Origin of the sequence: Microbacterium imperiale, assembly GCF_017876655.1 — a bacterium.
Classification (GTDB): domain Bacteria; phylum Actinomycetota; class Actinomycetes; order Actinomycetales; family Microbacteriaceae; genus Microbacterium; species Microbacterium imperiale.
Genome location: NZ_JAGIOK010000001.1, coordinates 1517491 through 1533342 on the forward strand (window position 1 = coordinate 1517491; position 15852 = coordinate 1533342).

General features: G+C 72.3%; 16 protein-coding genes. 6 read left to right on the forward strand and 10 right to left on the reverse strand.

Annotated features, from left to right (window positions below; genetic code table 11):
- Positions 1 to 19 precede the first annotated feature (19 nt).
- From JOF37_RS07395 to JOF37_RS07405, 3 genes are all read right to left on the reverse strand, one after another.
- Positions 20 to 973, reverse strand: coding sequence for an ABC transporter permease (locus tag JOF37_RS07395; RefSeq protein ID WP_210006250.1), 954 nt, complete (start codon positions 971 to 973; stop codon positions 20 to 22).
- Positions 970 to 1974: an ABC transporter permease gene (locus JOF37_RS07400; protein WP_210006251.1), complete on the reverse strand. Its 1005-nt coding sequence runs from the start codon at positions 1972 to 1974 to the stop codon at positions 970 to 972. Before JOF37_RS07400 ends, JOF37_RS07395 begins: the two co-directional genes overlap by 4 nt.
- Positions 1975 to 2054: 80 nt before the next feature.
- A complete protein-coding gene (locus JOF37_RS07405) occupies positions 2055 to 3728 on the reverse strand; it encodes an ABC transporter substrate-binding protein (RefSeq protein WP_210006252.1) in 1674 nt (557 codons plus the stop codon).
- A gap of 161 nt (positions 3729 to 3889) precedes the next feature.
- Here JOF37_RS07405 and JOF37_RS07410 point away from each other — a divergent pair, with 161 nt between their 5' ends.
- The 3 genes from JOF37_RS07410 (at position 3890) to JOF37_RS07420 (ending at position 5887) form a co-directional block, all read left to right on the forward strand.
- Positions 3890 to 4753 (forward strand): spermidine synthase, encoded by an 864-nt coding sequence (locus JOF37_RS07410; RefSeq protein WP_210006253.1) that lies wholly within the window; start codon positions 3890 to 3892, stop codon positions 4751 to 4753.
- 79 nt (positions 4754 to 4832) lie between these two features.
- A complete protein-coding gene (locus JOF37_RS07415; protein ID WP_210007715.1) occupies positions 4833 to 5357 on the forward strand; it encodes a hypothetical protein in 525 nt (174 codons plus the stop codon).
- Positions 5358 to 5398: 41 nt separating this feature from the next.
- Positions 5399 to 5887 (forward strand): SprT-like domain-containing protein, encoded by a 489-nt coding sequence (locus JOF37_RS07420; RefSeq protein ID WP_210006254.1) that lies wholly within the window; start codon positions 5399 to 5401, stop codon positions 5885 to 5887.
- Positions 5888 to 6015: 128 nt separating this feature from the next.
- Here the strand turns inward: JOF37_RS07420 and JOF37_RS07425 are convergent, their stop codons facing one another.
- A complete protein-coding gene (locus tag JOF37_RS07425; RefSeq protein WP_210006255.1) occupies positions 6016 to 6594 on the reverse strand; it encodes a 2-phosphosulfolactate phosphatase in 579 nt (192 codons plus the stop codon).
- A 32-nt stretch (positions 6595 to 6626) separates the two neighbouring features.
- On the opposite strand from JOF37_RS07425, the gene JOF37_RS07430 reads away from it, so the two are divergent.
- Positions 6627 to 7199: a hypothetical protein gene (locus JOF37_RS07430; protein ID WP_210006256.1), complete on the forward strand. Its 573-nt coding sequence runs from the start codon at positions 6627 to 6629 to the stop codon at positions 7197 to 7199.
- 29 nt (positions 7200 to 7228) lie between these two features.
- On the opposite strand, the gene JOF37_RS07435 is transcribed toward JOF37_RS07430, so the two are convergent.
- The 5 genes from JOF37_RS07435 to JOF37_RS07455 form a co-directional block, all read right to left on the reverse strand.
- Positions 7229 to 8713, reverse strand: a complete 1485-nt coding sequence (locus JOF37_RS07435) for an ABC transporter permease (RefSeq protein ID WP_210006257.1) — start codon at positions 8711 to 8713, stop codon at positions 7229 to 7231.
- Positions 8710 to 9471 (reverse strand): ABC transporter ATP-binding protein, encoded by a 762-nt coding sequence (locus JOF37_RS07440; RefSeq protein WP_210006258.1) that lies wholly within the window; start codon positions 9469 to 9471, stop codon positions 8710 to 8712. Before JOF37_RS07440 ends, JOF37_RS07435 begins: the two co-directional genes overlap by 4 nt.
- A 99-nt stretch (positions 9472 to 9570) precedes the next feature.
- Positions 9571 to 10224, reverse strand: a complete 654-nt coding sequence (locus JOF37_RS07445; RefSeq protein WP_210006259.1) for a response regulator — start codon at positions 10222 to 10224, stop codon at positions 9571 to 9573.
- A complete protein-coding gene (locus tag JOF37_RS07450) occupies positions 10221 to 11417 on the reverse strand; it encodes a sensor histidine kinase (RefSeq protein WP_271174997.1) in 1197 nt (398 codons plus the stop codon). Before JOF37_RS07450 ends, JOF37_RS07445 begins: the two co-directional genes overlap by 4 nt.
- A gap of 9 nt (positions 11418 to 11426) precedes the next feature.
- Positions 11427 to 12431 (reverse strand): diacylglycerol/lipid kinase family protein, encoded by a 1005-nt coding sequence (locus JOF37_RS07455; protein ID WP_210006260.1) that lies wholly within the window; start codon positions 12429 to 12431, stop codon positions 11427 to 11429.
- A gap of 240 nt (positions 12432 to 12671) precedes the next feature.
- Here JOF37_RS07455 and JOF37_RS07460 point away from each other — a divergent pair, with 240 nt between their 5' ends.
- Positions 12672 to 14192 (forward strand): DUF6421 family protein, encoded by a 1521-nt coding sequence (locus JOF37_RS07460; protein WP_210006261.1) that lies wholly within the window; start codon positions 12672 to 12674, stop codon positions 14190 to 14192.
- Between the two features lie 47 nt (positions 14193 to 14239).
- Complete coding sequence (locus JOF37_RS07465) at positions 14240 to 15307, forward strand: threonine aldolase family protein (RefSeq protein ID WP_210006262.1); 1068 nt, start codon at positions 14240 to 14242, stop codon at positions 15305 to 15307.
- 60 nt (positions 15308 to 15367) lie between these two features.
- Here the strand turns inward: JOF37_RS07465 and JOF37_RS07470 are convergent, their stop codons facing one another.
- A complete protein-coding gene (locus tag JOF37_RS07470) occupies positions 15368 to 15823 on the reverse strand; it encodes a VOC family protein (protein WP_210006263.1) in 456 nt (151 codons plus the stop codon).
- Between the last annotated feature and the right edge of the window lie 29 nt (positions 15824 to 15852).

Here is a 15852-nt window from a genome sequence, read left to right on the forward strand (position 1 = left end):
TCTCGTGGTGCCGGAGGGTTCAGCGGGCGCGGGTGCGGGGATCCATGGCCTCGCGCAGCGACTCGCCCAGCAGGGTGAAGCCGAGCGCGGTGATCATGATGCACAGGCCCGGCAGGAACGCCAGCCACGGCGCGATGGCGAGCTCGCTCTGCGCATAGGTGAGCATGCGTCCCCACTCCGCCGTGGCCGCTCCCCCGCCGCCGAGGCCGAGGAACGACAGCGCCGCAGCGTCGATGACGGCGGTGGCGAGCGTCAGGGTGCCCTGCACGATGACCGGGCCGAGACTGTTGGGCAGCACGTGGCTCATGGTGATCTTGCCGCGTCCGAGACCCAGGGTCTGAGCCGACAGGATGTAGTCGGCGCTGCGCTGCTGCAGCATGGACGCCCGCAGCAGGCGGGCGAAGATCGGCACCTGCGATGCTCCGATGGCGATCATGATGGCCAGCTGCGACTGGCCCAGGATCGCGGCGATCGACACCGCCAGCAGCAGGTTCGGCACCGACAGCAGGATGTCGACGAAGCGCATGACGATCGTGTCGACCCAGCCGCCGAACATGCCGGCGATCAGGCCAAGCAGCATGCCGCCGGCCAGACCGAACGCCGTCGAGATGACGCCGATGAGCAGCGAGGCGCGCGCGCCCCAGATGAGCTTCGACAACACGTCGCCGCCGAAACGGTCGAGCCCGAGCGGGAAGCCGGCGATCTCGCCGGGCCCGGGGATGTGCGTCGGCGTCACCTCACGGGCACCCGGGAGCGCCGTCTCGGGATACGGCGCGAGCCACGGCGCGAGGATCGCCACGAGCAGGAACAGCAGCACGATCGCGGCGCCGATCCAGGCGACCGGGTTGCGGCGCAGCCGCGCGAACACGTCGTGCCAGAAGCCGCCGCCGGTGCGCGCTTCGAGCACCTCGTGCTCCGCGGCAGCGGTGGCGGGGCCGCCACCGGGGGCGGGAGGGAGCGCGTTGGTGCTCATGAGACCCTCACTCTCGGGTCGATCAGGCTGTACGACACATCGACGATCAGGTTGATGAGCGCGTAGATGATCGCGATGAAGATGATGAAGCCCTGCAGCACCGGGAAGTCGCGGGCCGTGATCGCGCGGGCCAGGAACGAGCCGATGCCCGGGAAGGCGAACACCGTCTCGGTCAGGATCGCACCGGCCAGCAGCAGTCCGACCTGCAGGCCCACCGTCGTGGCGACCGGCAGCATCGCGTTGCGCAGGATGAACCTGCCGCGCAGCGTCCGCCGCGCGATGCCCTTCGCGCGCCCCGTGCGCACGTAGTCGGAGTTCTGCACCTCGAGCACCGAGGCGCGGGTGATGCGGACGATGATCGCGAGCGGGATCGTGCCGAGGGCGAGCGCCGGCAGGATCAGGTGCAGCACGGCATCCCACGCCGCGTCGAGCTCGCCCGTGAGCAGCCCGTCGAGGACGTAGAAGTTCGTGTAGTGCGTCGCGTCGATGCGCGGGTCCTGACGCCCGTCCGAGGGCAGCCAGCCGAGCTGCACCGCGAAGACGTACTTGAGCATGAACGCCAGGAAGAACACCGGGATGGTGACGCCGACGAGGCTCAGCACGACGGCGAGGTGGTCGCTGACCTTGCCGTAGTGGCGCGCGGCGAGGTACCCCAGCGGGATGCCGATGCCGACCGCGAAGATGAGGGCCGCGACCGAGAGCTCGATCGTGGCGGGGAAGCGGCGCAGGAACTCCTCGACGACGGGCCGGCCCGTCTCGATGGAGGAGCCGAAGTCGCCGGTGAGCAGACGCCCCATGTAGGTGACGTACTGCTCGAGGATCGGGCGGTTGAACCCGTACAGCTCGTTGATCCGCTCGATCGCGGCGGGGGTCGCCTTCTCGCCCAGGAGGGCGACGGCGGGTCCGCCGGGAAGAGCGCGGACCCAGAGGAACAGGAGGATGCTGAGGCCCAGAAGGGTCGGGATCAGCAAAAGCAGCCGGTGGCCGATGGTTCGCAGCAACGCGGAATCTTTCGGTGAGGAGTGCGGGGCGGGCTCGCGCCCGGGACGGTCGCCCGCCCCGCGTGGTCAGCGGATCGCCGTCACTCGGTCAGGACGATGTCCGTGAAGACCTCGTCGTTGACCGGGCTGGCCGGGTAGCTCTCGACCCGCGGCGCGAAGGCCAGGGTCGGGGCCGGGTGGGCCAGCGGAACGCCGGGGATGAACTCGGCGACCTGCTCGTTGATCTGCTCGTAGAGAGCGGTCTGCTCCTCGAGGTTCGGCACGCCGCGGGCCTCGTTCAGGGCCGCGAACAGCTCGGGGTTGTCGAAGCCCCACTCCGCCGAGGCTGCTCCGAAGAACACGCCGACGAAGTTGTCGGTGTCGTTGTAGTCACCGGTCCAGCCCAGGAGGTGGATGCCGTGGTCCGGCGTGCCGGTGATCTTGTCGAGGTAGTCGGGGCTCCAGGCATCCGTCTGCGGCGTCAGCTGCACGCCGACCTCGGTCAGCTGGGTCGAGATGACCGTCGCGATCTGCTCGGGGTCCGGCATGTACGGGCGCGAGACGTTGACCGGGTAGTTGAACGTCAGCGAGAGCGGGTTGGCCTCGGTGTAGCCGGCCTCGGCGAGCAGCGCCTTGGCCTGCTCGGGGTCGTACTCGTACGTCGTGACGTCCTCGTTGTAGCCGTTGACACTGTCGGGCATGAACTGGGTCGCGACCTCGGTGCCCTCGGGGAGGACCTGCGAGATGAGCGCTTCCTTGTCGATCGCGTGCGACAGGGCCTGACGGACGCGGACGTCCTGCAGCTCGGGCTGCGCCTGGTTGAACGCGAGGTAGAGGATCGTGAACGGCGGGCGCGAGACCATCGTGAAGCCGGCCTCTTCGAGCGCGGCGGTGTCGGCCGGGCCGACCAGGTCGTAGCCGTCGATCGAGCCGGCCTCGAGGGCCTGGCGACGCGCGGTCGGGTCGTCGATGACGCGGAAGATGATGTTGGTCACCTGACCCGCCTCGCCCCAGTAGTCGTCGTACGCCGAGAGGGTGAGCTCCTCACCGGGCGACCACTCGTCGAACTTGTAGGGGCCGGTGCCGGTGGGGTGGCCCGCGCCGTACTCCGACAGGGACGGCGCCTCCTCGGTGCCGCCGATCTCATCGGCGCCGTACTCCTCGAGCGCCGTGGGGCTCTGCATCGCGAAGGCGGGCAGCGAGAGCGCCGGGATGAAGCCGGCGAACGGCTGCTTGAGCGTCACCGTGGCCTTGAGCTCGTCGTCGGCGGTGCACGACTCGTACACGGCGGTGTCGGGGGTCTCGACGTAGCCGCGGAAGAGCTTGCCGTAGTAGTACGACAGCGCCTCGCTGGCGGCGAGGCCGGTCCAGTTGTACCAGCGGTCGAAGTTGGCGCACACGGCTTCGGCGTTGAAGGGGGTGCCGTCGTGGAACGTCACACCCTCCTTCAGCTGGAACGTGTGCGTCAGGCCGTCCTCGGACGACTCCCAGCTCTCGGCGAGCAGCGGCGCCGGGTCGGCCGTGCCGGGCTCGGTGCCGACGAGGCCTTCGAAGATCTGGCGCGAGACGCGGAACGTCTCGCCGTCCTGGGCGAAGGCCGGGTCGAGGTTGGCCGGGTCGGCGGAGGCCGCGAAGACGAAGGTGCCGTCGACGTCGGAGGCGGCATCCGTCTCGCCGCCACCTCCGCGCTGGCTGGTGCACGCCGAGAGGGCGAGGGCGCCGACGGCGACCACCGCCAGACCCGCGAGCGCGCGCTTCCGAGGAGTGGAGAGCATGGGGGTGTCCCTTTCTGAGGTCCGGAGCGGGCCCACCGCGGCGCGCTCCGAGGTAATGCGTTTGAACCTATACGGGCCGGAGGGTCGAAGTCATTACATCGATGTCTCGATCGTGTTTCGACTGCGCAGAACGGCCCGGCCCCTGCCAGTAGCGTTGAGGAATGGCACGAGCGCGCGTCGAGGAGTCCGGGCCCCGGACGCGACTGTCCGACGGGACCATCGCCCGGATCGCCCCGAGCGGCATCACCTCGGGCTTCGAGCTCGACGTCGACGGCACTCCGCAGTCGCACGTCGACCTCGACGATCCGACGCACCTGCACTTCGAGTACATCGCGCGGATGGCCGCCGTCATCGATCGCCTGCGGATGCCGGGGCAGCCGCTGACCGCCGTTCACCTGGGTGCCGGCGCCCTGACCCTGCCGCGGTACATCGCGCACACGCGCCCGGGCTCGCGCCAGCAGGTGATCGAGCTCGAGCAGCCGCTCGTCGACCTCGTGCGCGAGGCCCTGCCGCTGCCCCGCGGCGCCCAGATCCGGGTGCGGATCGGCGACGCCCGCGCCGTCGCCGAGAAGCTGCCGCCCGGGCTGACCGGTGCCGCCGACCTCGTCGTGTCGGACGTCTTCGCGGGAGCCCAGACGCCCGCCCACCTGACCACGGTCGAGTACTACCGCTCGCTCGCGCGCCTGCTCGACCCCGCGGGCGTCCTGCTCGTCAACGTCGCCGACGGCGCGGGCCTCGCCTTCGCCCGGCGCCAGGTCGCGACGGTGCGCGCCGTGCTGCCCGAAGTGCTGCTGCTGGCCGAGGTGCAGCTGCTCAAGGGCCGGCGCTTCGGCAACATCGTGATCGCGGCATCCGCCTCGCCGCTGCCCGCGGAGTGGCTGCCCCGGCTGATGGCGGCCGGCCCCTTCCCCGCGAAGGTCGCGCAGGGCGCCGAGATCGACGAGTTCGCCCGCGGCGCCCGCGTCGCGACCGACGCCGATGCGACGCCGTCGCCCAAGCCGGCGGCATCCGTGTTCGAACGGTGATCGGCGCGGCGGGCGGACGCTTCGGCGGGTTCGGGTCAGACTGGGATACACCGTTCTCGAATCGCGGAGGGGGATGACGGTGGGCTACATCCTCGGGTACGACCCGGACACGCTGCGGGAGATCGTCGACCCGGAGCAGTGCGCCGAGCGCCTGGACGAGATCGGCGAGCAGCGCAGCCTGCCCGCCCTGCTCGAGCGCGTCTGGCTGCTGAAGGTGCTCGGCCGCCTCGACGAGGCGCTCGTCCTCGCCGAGCAGGCGGTGCGCGTCGCCCGGATGGGCGGCACCCGCAAGGACCTGCTGCGCGCCCGCGTGCTGCACGCCACGATCCTGCAGAACCGCGGCGCCTTCGCCGCGGCGATCCAGGAGCTGACGACGTGCGCCGAGGAGGCCGAAGGGCAGAACTGGCCGCTGCTGGCCGCGTTCGCCTACCAGCACCGCGGCAAGGTCTCGTACGACGCCGAGGACTTCGTCACCGCCCGCACCGACTTCAAGCGCGCGCTGTTCCTGCGGCAGGAGGGCGGCGCACCCGAGGACCAGCTCGAGTCGACCCTGCTCGCCGTCGACGCCGCCGAGCGCCGCTCGCGCTCGAGCATCGCCAGCTGACCGGCCCCGGTCTGTCCCACCCCGCGCGTAGCGTCACCGTCATGAGCGATCTCGATCGGGTCCGCGTCTGGGCCGAGGCGCTCATCGCCGCGCACCTCGACGACTCGTGGACGTTCCGGTTCGACAACGCCAAGCGTCGGGCCGGGCAGTGCGACTACACGCGGCGCGTCATCAGCGTCTCGCGCTACCTCTCCGCGCGCTTCGACGACGACGAGAACCACCAGACGCTGCTGCACGAGGTCGCCCACGCGATCGCGGGGCCCGCCGCGGGCCACAGCCGCGAGTGGCTGCGCATCGCGCGAGACCTCGGGTACGTCGGCGGCACCACCCACCGCGGCGAGACCGCCGTCGAACTGGCGCCCTGGGTCGGCCATTGCCCCGCCGGGCACGTCGCCTATCGGCACCGCCGTCCCACGCGCGCGGCCTCGTGCCGCTCGTGCGCCCCGTCGTACGACGAACGGTTCCTCTTCCGCTGGGTTCGCCGCGAGATCTCCGCCGCCGACCGTCGCGCCGCCGCCACCCCCCGCTGACCCACGGGCGGCCCGGGCTCACCGCCTCGGCGTTGCGGCGGCGTTGCGCTAACTCCTCAGATCTATCCGGGCACCGGTCTGGACGGGGTGCCTAACGCCCGCGGCGACCGGTTTTTGAGGAGTTGGCGTCAGGCCTCGGCGAAGACGCCGTCGCGGAAGACCGGCACGGACGTATCGGCGTCGAGCTCGGCGGCGGCGAGGGCCTCGTCGCGACGGTCGGCGGCGACGAGCTCCTGGCCCGACCCGCTCGCGGTGAGCAGGTGGCGCACGGCTCCCCGCAGCCCGCGGAACGACTCGCAGGCGGCGGCGGCTTCGGGTGCGGTGTGGTCGATGCCGCGCAGCGACAGGGCGTCGACGACGGCGCCCGCACCCAGCAGGTCCTCGACGGCGAAGCGCAGCCCGGCACCGCCCGGGTCGCCCACCGCGATGACGGCGATGCTCGTGCGCGCAGCACGGCGCTGCTGCTCGGCCAGCACGGCGTCGGCGACGGCGCTGGCGTTGCGCAGGCCGCCGCGCAGCACGAGGGAACCGGATGCCGCGGCGGCGGCCGCCACGTCCCCGGCGGCGTCCGGCGACCCGGTGCGCAGCACGTCGACCACGACCACCACGTCGGCGGCGGCGAGACACCCCAGGCCCGCGTGGCCCCAGTCGAGACGCACCTGGTAGCGGGACTGGTCGAACGGCGAGGATGCGGCGGGCGACGGCATCCGTTCAGCCTACGACGGGGCAGACTGGGCTCATGCGCATCCTCCAGAAGCTCGTGCTCGACTGCGACGCCGACGCCGCCTGGCGTGCTCTTCACTCGCCCCGGGCGCTCGCGGACCTGTACGCGCCGCTCATGGGACTGCGGCCGCTCGCGGCCGAGGGGATGCCGACCTCGCTCGAGCCGGGGGCCGACGTCCCGGTGCAGCTGACGGCTTTCGGTGTACCGGTGGGGCGCCAGCTCATCCACGTCTCCGACCGCTACGTCGAGGAACGCCGCACGGAGGAGCCGGGCGGTGCCGTCGTGCGCATCCTTCGCGACAGCGGCATCCCCCTCACCGGCCCGCTGTCGGTGCTCGACGTCTGGGACCATCAGATGGCGGTGTCTCCGGCACCCGGCGACCCGAGCCGCACGCTGTGGCGTGAGCGCCTCGTCATCGGCGGGCTCGCCGCCCCGGCGCTCTGGCCGATGCTGTGGGCGACGTGGCAGTGGCGCTCGACGCGGCTGCGTCAGGTCGCCCCCACGTGGGCGTTCGATCCCGAGACCGAAGCCGCCGCACCGGATGCCGCCGAGGCGGACGCCGGCACCCCGGACCGCGCCGGCGCGTGACGCCGACGCCGTCCGGGGACGGGCGGGCCTCACTCGGCGAGGGCCTCGACCGGTGACACGCGCGTCGCGAGGCGGGTGGGCACGACCGCGGCGATGAGCGTCAGCGCGGCGGTCGCCACGACGATGCCGGCCACGGCGAGCCACGGGATGCCCGGCAGCACGAAGGTCGGCGACAGCCACAGCGGCGGGATGGGCACCGAGCCCAGCAGGGACTGGGCCGCGGCCCACCCGTAGGCGATGCCCAGGAGCAGCCCGAACACGACCGAGGTGATCGTGATGTGCGCGGCCTCGAACAGCACCATGGCGCGGATCTGCCGCCCCGTCAGCCCGAGCGCGCGGAGCAGCCCCAGCTCGCGCGTGCGCTGCACGACGCCGATCGTGAGGAGGTTGACCAGGCCCACGGCGGCGATGACGGCCGAGACTCCGACCAGCGCCATCATCACGGCGCTGAAGCTGTCGAGCAGACGCGCCATCTCGCCGCTGACCTCGCCGCCCCCGGATGCGGCGATCACGCCCTTGACCGACTCTGCGGCGACGGCGAACATCGTCACGAGGGTCACGCCCATCACGACGCCGATCGCCATGCGGCTCGACCGCTCGGGGTAGCGCAGCGCGTTCTCGGAGGCGAGGCGCGCCGCGGCCGAGCGGCCGAACATCCGGCCGCTCAGCCGCAGCAGCGGCGGCATGACGAGCGTCGCACCGAGGCTCAGGCCCGTGAATGAGGCGAGTCCGCCGAAGAAGGCGACGACCACGCCGAGCGGGGTGACGAATCCGACCACGATGCCGAGCGCGAGCAGCGCCGCTCCGAGGACGAACAGGGCGATGGCGGCGACGCGGCGGGGGCGACGGCCCGCGGCCTCGTCGGCGGTGCGGGGCGCCGCCCCCGACAGCGCGGCCAGCGGCGTCACCTCGAGCACGCGGCGCGAACCGGCCCAGGCGGCGGCCCATGTCGTGAGCGCGACGATGATCGCGGGAGCGAGCAGCACCGGCTGGACGATGCTGTAGTCGACGTCGATCCCCCAGGCGGCATCCGCGATCCGCTGCAGGGCGACCGCCGCCGCCGTGCCGCCGATCAGGCCCAGCACGGCGCCGATCGCGCCGACGACGAGCCCCTGCCGCGCGATCTGCGCGCGCTGCGACCGGGCCGAGGCGCCGATGAGGCGCAGCAGCGCGATCTGGCGGGTGCGCCCCGCGACGATCGTGGCGAACGTGTTCGCCGTGACGATGGCCGCGACGTACATCGCCACGGCCACGAGCAGGACGCTCAGGATCGCCACCACCGCGATGACGGTGTCGCCGCCGGCGAGGAACGGGTCGGCGAGCAGCCACGCGCCGAGCAGGCCCGTCACCGCGACCAGCAGCACGCCGAACCCGCCCGAGATCGCCGACACGAGCACCGACGCGCCCATGCCGCGCTCGCGCAGCCACGCCAGGCGACCGGATGCCGCCGCGCGCGGGGCCCGCGACGCCCCCGGTGCCGGCGAGGCGGGCGCCGGCGCGGTCACGGCGGTCATGCCGACACCTCTGCCGCGAGCATGTGCGCCGAGATGGCCTCGGCGGTCTGACGGGGCTTGTCGGCGACGATGCGGCCGTCGCCGAGGAAGAGCACCCGGTCGGCGTGCGAGGCGGCGATCGGGTCGTGCGTGACCATCGCGATCGACTGGCCGTGCTCGCGGCTGGCGGTCGCGAGCAGCGCGAGCACCTCGCGGCCGGTGCGCGAGTCGAGGTTGCCGGTGGGCTCGTCGGCGAACACCAGGTCGGGGGCGGTCGCGAGGGCGCGGGCGATCGCCACCCGCTGCTGCTGGCCGCCCGAGAGCTGGTGCGGCCGGTGGCGCAGGCGGGCGCCGAGCCCGAGCGAGTCGATGAGGCCGTCGATCCGCGAGCGCTCGAGCGCCGAGGGCGTGCGGCCGTCGAGCTCGAACGGCAGCGTGATGTTGCCCAGGACGTCGAGGGTGGGCACGAGGTTGAACGACTGGAAGATGAAGCCGACGCGGCGGCGCCGCAGGATCGTCAGGTCGAGGTCGGACAGGCCCGAGATCTCGGTGTCGCCGATCCAGGCGCGACCCGAGGTCGGCGCATCGAGCCCGGCCATGATGTGCATGAGGGTCGACTTGCCCGAGCCCGAGGGGCCCATGATCGCGGTGAACTCCCCGCGACGGATGCCGACCGAGACGCCGTCGAGGGCGCGGACGCCGGTCTCGCCGGCGCCGAAGGTCTTGGTGAGGTTCTGAACCCGGGCGGCCAGGCCCAGGTCGGTGGTCGAGATCTGCATGTCTTCGACGCTACGAATCGGCCCGGCGGTGCCGCATCCGTCCGGCGTCGCCCCGGCGTACATCTGCCGGATGATCTCCGGCACCGGCGGACGCCGACGTCAGGCCAGGCCGTGCTCGAAAGCGAAGACGACGAGCTGCACGCGGTCGCGCAGGGCGAGCTTGGCGAGGATGCGGCTGATGTGCGTCTTCACGGTGGCCTCGGAGAGGTATTCGCGCTGGGCGATCTCGGCGTTCGAAAGCCCGCGCGCGGCAAGGCCGAAGATCTCGCGCTCGCGCTCGGTGAGCTCGGCGAACGCCGGCGGCACCGGCTTCTTCTCGGGGGCCGAGAACGTCGCGAACAGCTCGCGCGTGGCGGATGCCGCGATCACCGACGACCCGGAATGCACCGTGCGCACGGCGGCGAGCAGGAACTCTGGGTCGGCGTCTTTGAGCAGGAAGCCGCTCGCCCCCTGCCGGATCGCCCGGGCGGCGGCCTCGTCGAGGTCGAACGTCGTGAGCATGACGATGCGCGGCGGCTCACCGCCGAACACCGGGTCGTCGAGCAACTGCGCCGTCGCGGTGAGGCCGTCCATGACCGGCATCCGGATGTCCATGAGTACGACGTCGGGCTTCGTCTCGCGCACGACGCGCAGCGCTTCGGCTCCGTCGGACGCCTCGCCGACGACTTCGAGGTCGGGCTGCGACGCGATGACCATGCGGATGCCGGCGCGGAACAGTGCCTGGTCGTCGACGAGGACGACGCGCACGCTCACGCCGGTCCGCCGATCGGCAGGGTCGCCGCGACGACGAAGGCGTCGCCGACGGGACCGATCTCGATCTGCCCGCCGATCAGCTGCGCGCGCTCGCGCATGCCGACGAGGCCGTACCCGCCCGACGACGCTCCGCCGGCGGTCGCCGTCGCGGGCGGGAGCGGATTGCTCACACGCACCTCCACGCGATCGGGCAGCCAGGCCAGGGACACGTCCACGGTACCGCCCGCGCCGTGGCGCATCGCGTTCGTCAGCGCCTCCTGCAGGATGCGGTACACCGCGATCTGCACGGCGGCCGGCGGCTCGCCCGGCGGCACCGGGTCGACATCGACCCGCAGGTCGAGGCCCGCGGCGCGCACCTGCGCGTAGAGCACCTCGAGCTCGGTCACCGTCGGCTGCGGACCCTCGCCCTCGCTGTGGCGCAGCTGGGTCAGCAGCATCCGCACATCCGACAGCGCCGAGCGCGCGGTCGTCGAGATCGTCTGCAGCGATGCGGCGGCCGCGTCGGGATCGGCCGCCGCAGCGTAGCGGGCGCCGTCGGCCTGAGCGATGACGACGGCGAGCGAATGCGCCACGACGTCGTGCATGTCGCGGGCGATGCGGTTGCGCTCGAACTCGGTGCGGGCGCGGGCCTCTGCCCGGCGCTGCGCCTCGGCGGTCCCCCGCGCACGGATGCCCACCCGCACGAGGGCGCCCACGGTCCAGGCGAGCAGCAGGCCGAACACCGACGCGATGAACAGCATCGAGCCGGTGATGAGCAGGTAGACCAGGTCGTCGCCGGCGGCTGTGACCGAGTACACCGCCGTCGGCACGAGCAGGTACACCGTGATGGCCAGCGCGCCCGCGATCGACGAGGCGAACCCGAGCCAGAAGACCCGGTTGGTGCCGTAGGCGGCGCACGTGTAGAGCACGGCGAAGATCGCGATGTCGACCGGCAGCGGCGGCAGCTGCGCGAGCATCTGCAGGACGGCACCGACCCACGCCAGCGCGAGGGCGAGCGGCGGCGAGATGCGGCGCAGCGCGACGGCGGCGCTGAACGGACCGACCAGCAGCACCGCGATGATGGCCGACATCCGGTCGTTCGGGATCCCCACCCCGATGACGCCGCCCCACGTGAACAGCAGCATCACGATCGCGAAGGCGACGGCCACCGCGACGTCGGTGACGATCTGGTAGCGGTGCAGCGGGCGGATCACGCTTCGACGCTACGCGAGCGGCCCGGGCGCGGCATCCGTCTGGGGATGTATCCCGGGCGCCCAGATGCGCAGGCCGTCGGGGACGACCCGGATCCGCATCCGGAACCCGTCGGCCCGCGCCTCGGCGAGCTCGCCGTCGTGCGCGAACACCGGCGGGGCGTCGCCCGGGCGCACCTCGAGGTCGATCGAGGCGTCGACGATCCGCTCGAGATCGGATGCCGGGGGCATCAGGCGCAGCGCCCGCATCACAGCCAGCGTGCGGCGGCCGAACGCGAGCGAGGCCACGGCGCGCAGGCGCGTGCCCCGCGCATGGTGCACACGCACGTCGAGCACCGGCTCGTCGAGGTTCTCTCGCCGCATCATCGCGATGCGGCGAGAGTCGCCGCGCCCGATCCCCGCGAACACCGACCACACGCGTGCCCGGCGGCCGTCGCGCACGATCGTGATGCGGTGGGCGCCGTGGATCTCGCGCCACGCGGCGACGGCACCGCCCCACCATTTGCCGAGGCTCGTCCGCTTCTCGCGCTCGGCGAGCAGCTCGGGGTATGCGCCGAGCGACACCGCGTTGAGCACGGTGATCGGATCGTCGTCGTCGACGGCGACTTCGGCGACGACGACGGACCGCACCGCACCGGCGGCGTAGGCATCGAGGGCCGTCTCGACGGTGTCGAGACCGGCGGCCCGGGCGAAGTGGTTGAAGGTGCCGCCGGGCAGCACCAGCAGCGGCAGGTCGTGCGAACGCGCGAGGTGGGCCGCCCGTGAGACCGATCCGTCGCCGCCGAGGACGGCGAGCGCGAGCGGGGCATCGTCGCCGGCCATCGCGTCGGCCACGATGTCGTCGAGCGAGGCGCCCTCGAGCGACGCGATGCGCGCGGCGGGCAGCCGGCGGCGGATCTCGGGCATCGTATCGGGACGCACGACCGAGGTGCCCGATCGCGGGTTGGCGACGAGGAGCAGCCCCCGGCCGTCGCGCCCGGGCAGAGCGCGGTCGTCGGACTGGTCGGGAGCGGGCATGGTGCGACGTTAACGCGGCCGGCGGGCGCTCGCCACGCCTTGACACCTCGCGGGCAGACGGCGGGACAGCGATACACGCGTCGGAGCCGCGCGGCTGGTGTGGCGTCGCAGGCGCGCCGGGTCGACACGAGCCCCGCCGATCCGACGGACGTATCGCCCGACGGCGCGCGCCCGTTAGTCTGGCGCAACCTGACCACCGCTCCCCCGCGGAGCCGTACCTCGCAGATCGGAGGTTCCCCCATGTCCATCGCACAGACGCGCCCCACCCCCGGTGCCGCCAAGACGATCATCGGCGAGCCCGAGGTCGTCGAGGACGGCGCCGCGATCGACGCCGCGGGCATCGCGCTCGCCGCCGACGTGGAGCACGACCCCGCCTGGATCGCGCTGCGCGATGCCGCGACGGCTCTGCAGACCCTGCAGGCTGCCGACGGCTCGGTGCCCGACCCCGGCGACCGGGACACGGCGCGACGACACGTCGCGGCGATCACCGCCGCGATCGAACGGCTCGCGCCGCGGTTCCCGCACGACAGCGCGTACCTCGCCGCCTCGATCCGGGACTTCGAGCGATGGGCCGGCCCGGGCGATCCGGGCGAAGCGGTGTCGACGGAGGGGGCGTTCGGCGTGCCCGATTTCCTCGACTCGCTCCTGGCCTTCCAGCCGCAGCAGCACCGCGTCGACGGCATCCGGCATCTCGTCGTGTTCCCGATGTACACGCAGAACGGCTCGCGCGACCGGCACGTCGAGGCGCTGCTGGTCGAGGCGATCTGGCCGGAGGAGATCGCCCGGCTCGAGACGATGTACGCGAATCGTCTGTTCGTGTCGTTGCGGCTGCTCGACTTCACGGCCGGATACGACACCGACTCGGCCGTGCTGTTCCCCGAGACGGTCGCGATGCGCGAGATCCCGACCTTCACGTGGGGCGCGATCTTCCAGGACCGTGAGGCCGCGCGCTACCGACGCGTCGTCGCCGCGGCATCCGAGATCACCAAGCTCGACCTGCCCGCCGAGGCGGCGGAGATGCTCGACGACCAGGCGCTCACCGAGCGGGCGTTCGTCATGTGGGATCTCATCCACGACCGCACGCACATGCGCGGCGACCTGCCGTTCGACCCGTTCATGATCAAGCAGCGGATGCCGTTCTTCCTGTACTCCCTCGAAGAGCTGCGGTGCGACCTGACGGCGTTCCGCGAGTGCGTCGCCCTCGAGCGGAGCCTGGGCGCCGAGCCCGGCCTCGACCCGGTGGATGCCGAGCTGCTGCGGCTGTCGCGACTGGTGCAGTACGCCGTGATCTTCGACCGGATCTTCCGGTTTGCCATCACGGGGACGCGGGTGCGCAACTACGACGGGCTCGGCGGCCAGCTGCTGTTCGCGTGGCTGCACCGGCGCGGCGTGCTGCACTGGACCGACACGGCGCTCGCGTTCGATTGGCGGGAGGTGCCGGATGCCGTCGTCGCCCTGGGCGACGCGATCGACCGCCTGTACTGGGAGTCGATCGACCGGCCCAAGACGGCGCACTGGCTCGCGGCGTACGAGCTCGTGCGGTCGGTGCTCGAACCGCACCCGGCGTCGGTGTGGGCGCGCGGGCTGCCGGAGGAGGTGCTCGCCGGTCCGCCGAAGGGCTTCACCGACGCCGTGCTCGACGACGAGTTCCCGCTGTCGATGTTCTACGAGGCCCTCGAGAAGAAGATGCGCGACGTCATCGCATCGACCCGCGGTATCCGCGGGACGACGACGACACCGACCCGCGGCATCCGCGGCTGACCCGCACGCGGGCCCGAGGCCGCGCCCGAGGCTGAAAGGATGAGGTCATGACCTCCCTGCACGACACCTCGGTGCGCGGCTTCGCGTCCGACAACTACTCCGGCATCCACCCGGAGGTCCTCGCCGCCATCACCGCGGCCAACGACGGACACCAGACCGCCTACGGCTCGGACGTGTACACCGCACGCCTGCAGGAGCTCGTCGCCGAGCACTTCGGCGCCGGCGCGGAGGCCTTCCCCGTGTTCAACGGCACGGGCGCCAACGTCACGGCGCTGCAGTCGATGCTGCCGCGCTGGGGGGCCGTGATCGCGGCATCCACGGCGCACATCAACGTCGACGAGGGCGGCGCCCCCGAACGCGTCGGCGGCATCAAGATCCTGAACGTCCCGACCGCCGACGGGAAGCTCACCCCCGACCTCATCGACCGCGAGGCGTGGGGCTGGGGCGATGAGCACCGCGCCCAGCCGCTCGTGGTGTCGATCACGCAGTCGACCGAGCTCGGGACGATCTACACCCCCGACGAGCTGCGGACGATCGCCGACCACGTGCACGCCCGCGGCATGCGCCTGCACATGGACGGCGCGCGCATCGCGAACGCCGCGGCAGCGCTCGACCTGCCGCTGGCCGCCATCACCCGCGACGTCGGTGTCGATGTCCTGAGCTTCGGCGGCACGAAGAACGGCGCGATGATCGGCGAGGCCATCGTCGTGCTCGACCCGGCGGCATCCGAGGGGCTGACGTACCTGCGCAAGCTCAACATGCAGCTGTCGTCGAAGATGCGCTTCGTCTCGGCGCAGCTGGTCGCGCTGCTCGAGAACGACCTGTGGCGCCGCAACGCCGAGCACGCGAACGGGATGGCGCAGCGCCTGCGCTCGAGCGTCGAGGCCGGAATCGCCGACGGCTCGATCCGCGGGGTCGAGTTCACGCAGCCGACGCAGGCCAACGGCGTGTTCGCCGTGCTGCCCGAGGGCGTCGCCGACCGGCTGCGCGCATCGTTCCGTTTCTACGATTGGGACGAAGCTGCTCGCGAGGTGCGCTGGATGTGCTCGTTCGACACGTCCGCGTCCGATGTCGACGCCTTCGTCGCCGAGCTCGGGCGCCTGACGGCCGACTGACCCCGCTTCACGAGCGACGGGAGCCGCGGCGCGGAGCTATCCGGCCGCGGCTCCGTGCGTTCAGCGCGCGGTGACGCTGAAGCTCCACGTCACACCGAACCGGTCGGTGAGCATGCCGAACCCGGCGCTCCACGCCGACGCGGCGAGCGGCTCGACGATGACGGCATCCGTCGCCAGCGCGTCCCAGGGCCCCTGCAGCTCGGCGAGGCTCTCGGAGCCGACCGAGACGAAGAGCGCCTGATCGGTGATCGTCGCGTTGTTCTCGCGGCGGGTCGCCCCGCCGCCGGCGATCGAGCCCTCGGTGCGACCCGGGATGTCGTAGCCCATGACGCGGAAGCCGTTCTCGGCGACCACGAGGCCGAACACGACGGCGTCGGCGCCGGGAGCGTCGGCCGGCATGCCGACCTCGGCGTACGTGGTGATGACGGTGTGGCCGCCGAAAGCGGAGCCGTAGAACTCGAGCGCCTCGCGTGCATCGCCGCGGAAGTTGAGGTGGGGGGTGGTCTGGATGGTCATCGCTGCTCCTGAGTGAGGGTCGGCCCGAT

Excerpts from the sequence above, each read along its gene's own strand:
- JOF37_RS07430 (WP_210006256.1), top strand. The coding sequence starts at position 6,627 with ATGCGCATCCTCCAGAAGCTCGTGCTCGACTGCGACGCCGACGCCGCC.
- JOF37_RS07455 (WP_210006260.1), bottom strand. The coding sequence starts at position 12,431 with ATGCCCGCTCCCGACCAGTCCGACGACCGCGCTCTGCCCGGGCGCGAC.
- JOF37_RS07440 (WP_210006258.1), bottom strand. The coding sequence starts at position 9,471 with ATGCAGATCTCGACCACCGACCTGGGCCTGGCCGCCCGGGTTCAGAAC.
- JOF37_RS07405 (WP_210006252.1), bottom strand. The coding sequence starts at position 3,728 with ATGCTCTCCACTCCTCGGAAGCGCGCGCTCGCGGGTCTGGCGGTGGTC.
- JOF37_RS07460 (WP_210006261.1), top strand. The coding sequence starts at position 12,672 with ATGTCCATCGCACAGACGCGCCCCACCCCCGGTGCCGCCAAGACGATC.
- JOF37_RS07425 (WP_210006255.1), bottom strand. The coding sequence starts at position 6,594 with ATGCCGTCGCCCGCCGCATCCTCGCCGTTCGACCAGTCCCGCTACCAG.
- JOF37_RS07470 (WP_210006263.1), bottom strand. The coding sequence starts at position 15,823 with ATGACCATCCAGACCACCCCCCACCTCAACTTCCGCGGCGATGCACGC.
- JOF37_RS07395 (WP_210006250.1), bottom strand. The coding sequence starts at position 973 with ATGAGCACCAACGCGCTCCCTCCCGCCCCCGGTGGCGGCCCCGCCACC.
- JOF37_RS07410 (WP_210006253.1), top strand. The coding sequence starts at position 3,890 with ATGGCACGAGCGCGCGTCGAGGAGTCCGGGCCCCGGACGCGACTGTCC.
- JOF37_RS07465 (WP_210006262.1), top strand. The coding sequence starts at position 14,240 with ATGACCTCCCTGCACGACACCTCGGTGCGCGGCTTCGCGTCCGACAAC.
- JOF37_RS07435 (WP_210006257.1), bottom strand. The coding sequence starts at position 8,713 with ATGACCGCCGTGACCGCGCCGGCGCCCGCCTCGCCGGCACCGGGGGCG.
- JOF37_RS07420 (WP_210006254.1), top strand. The coding sequence starts at position 5,399 with ATGAGCGATCTCGATCGGGTCCGCGTCTGGGCCGAGGCGCTCATCGCC.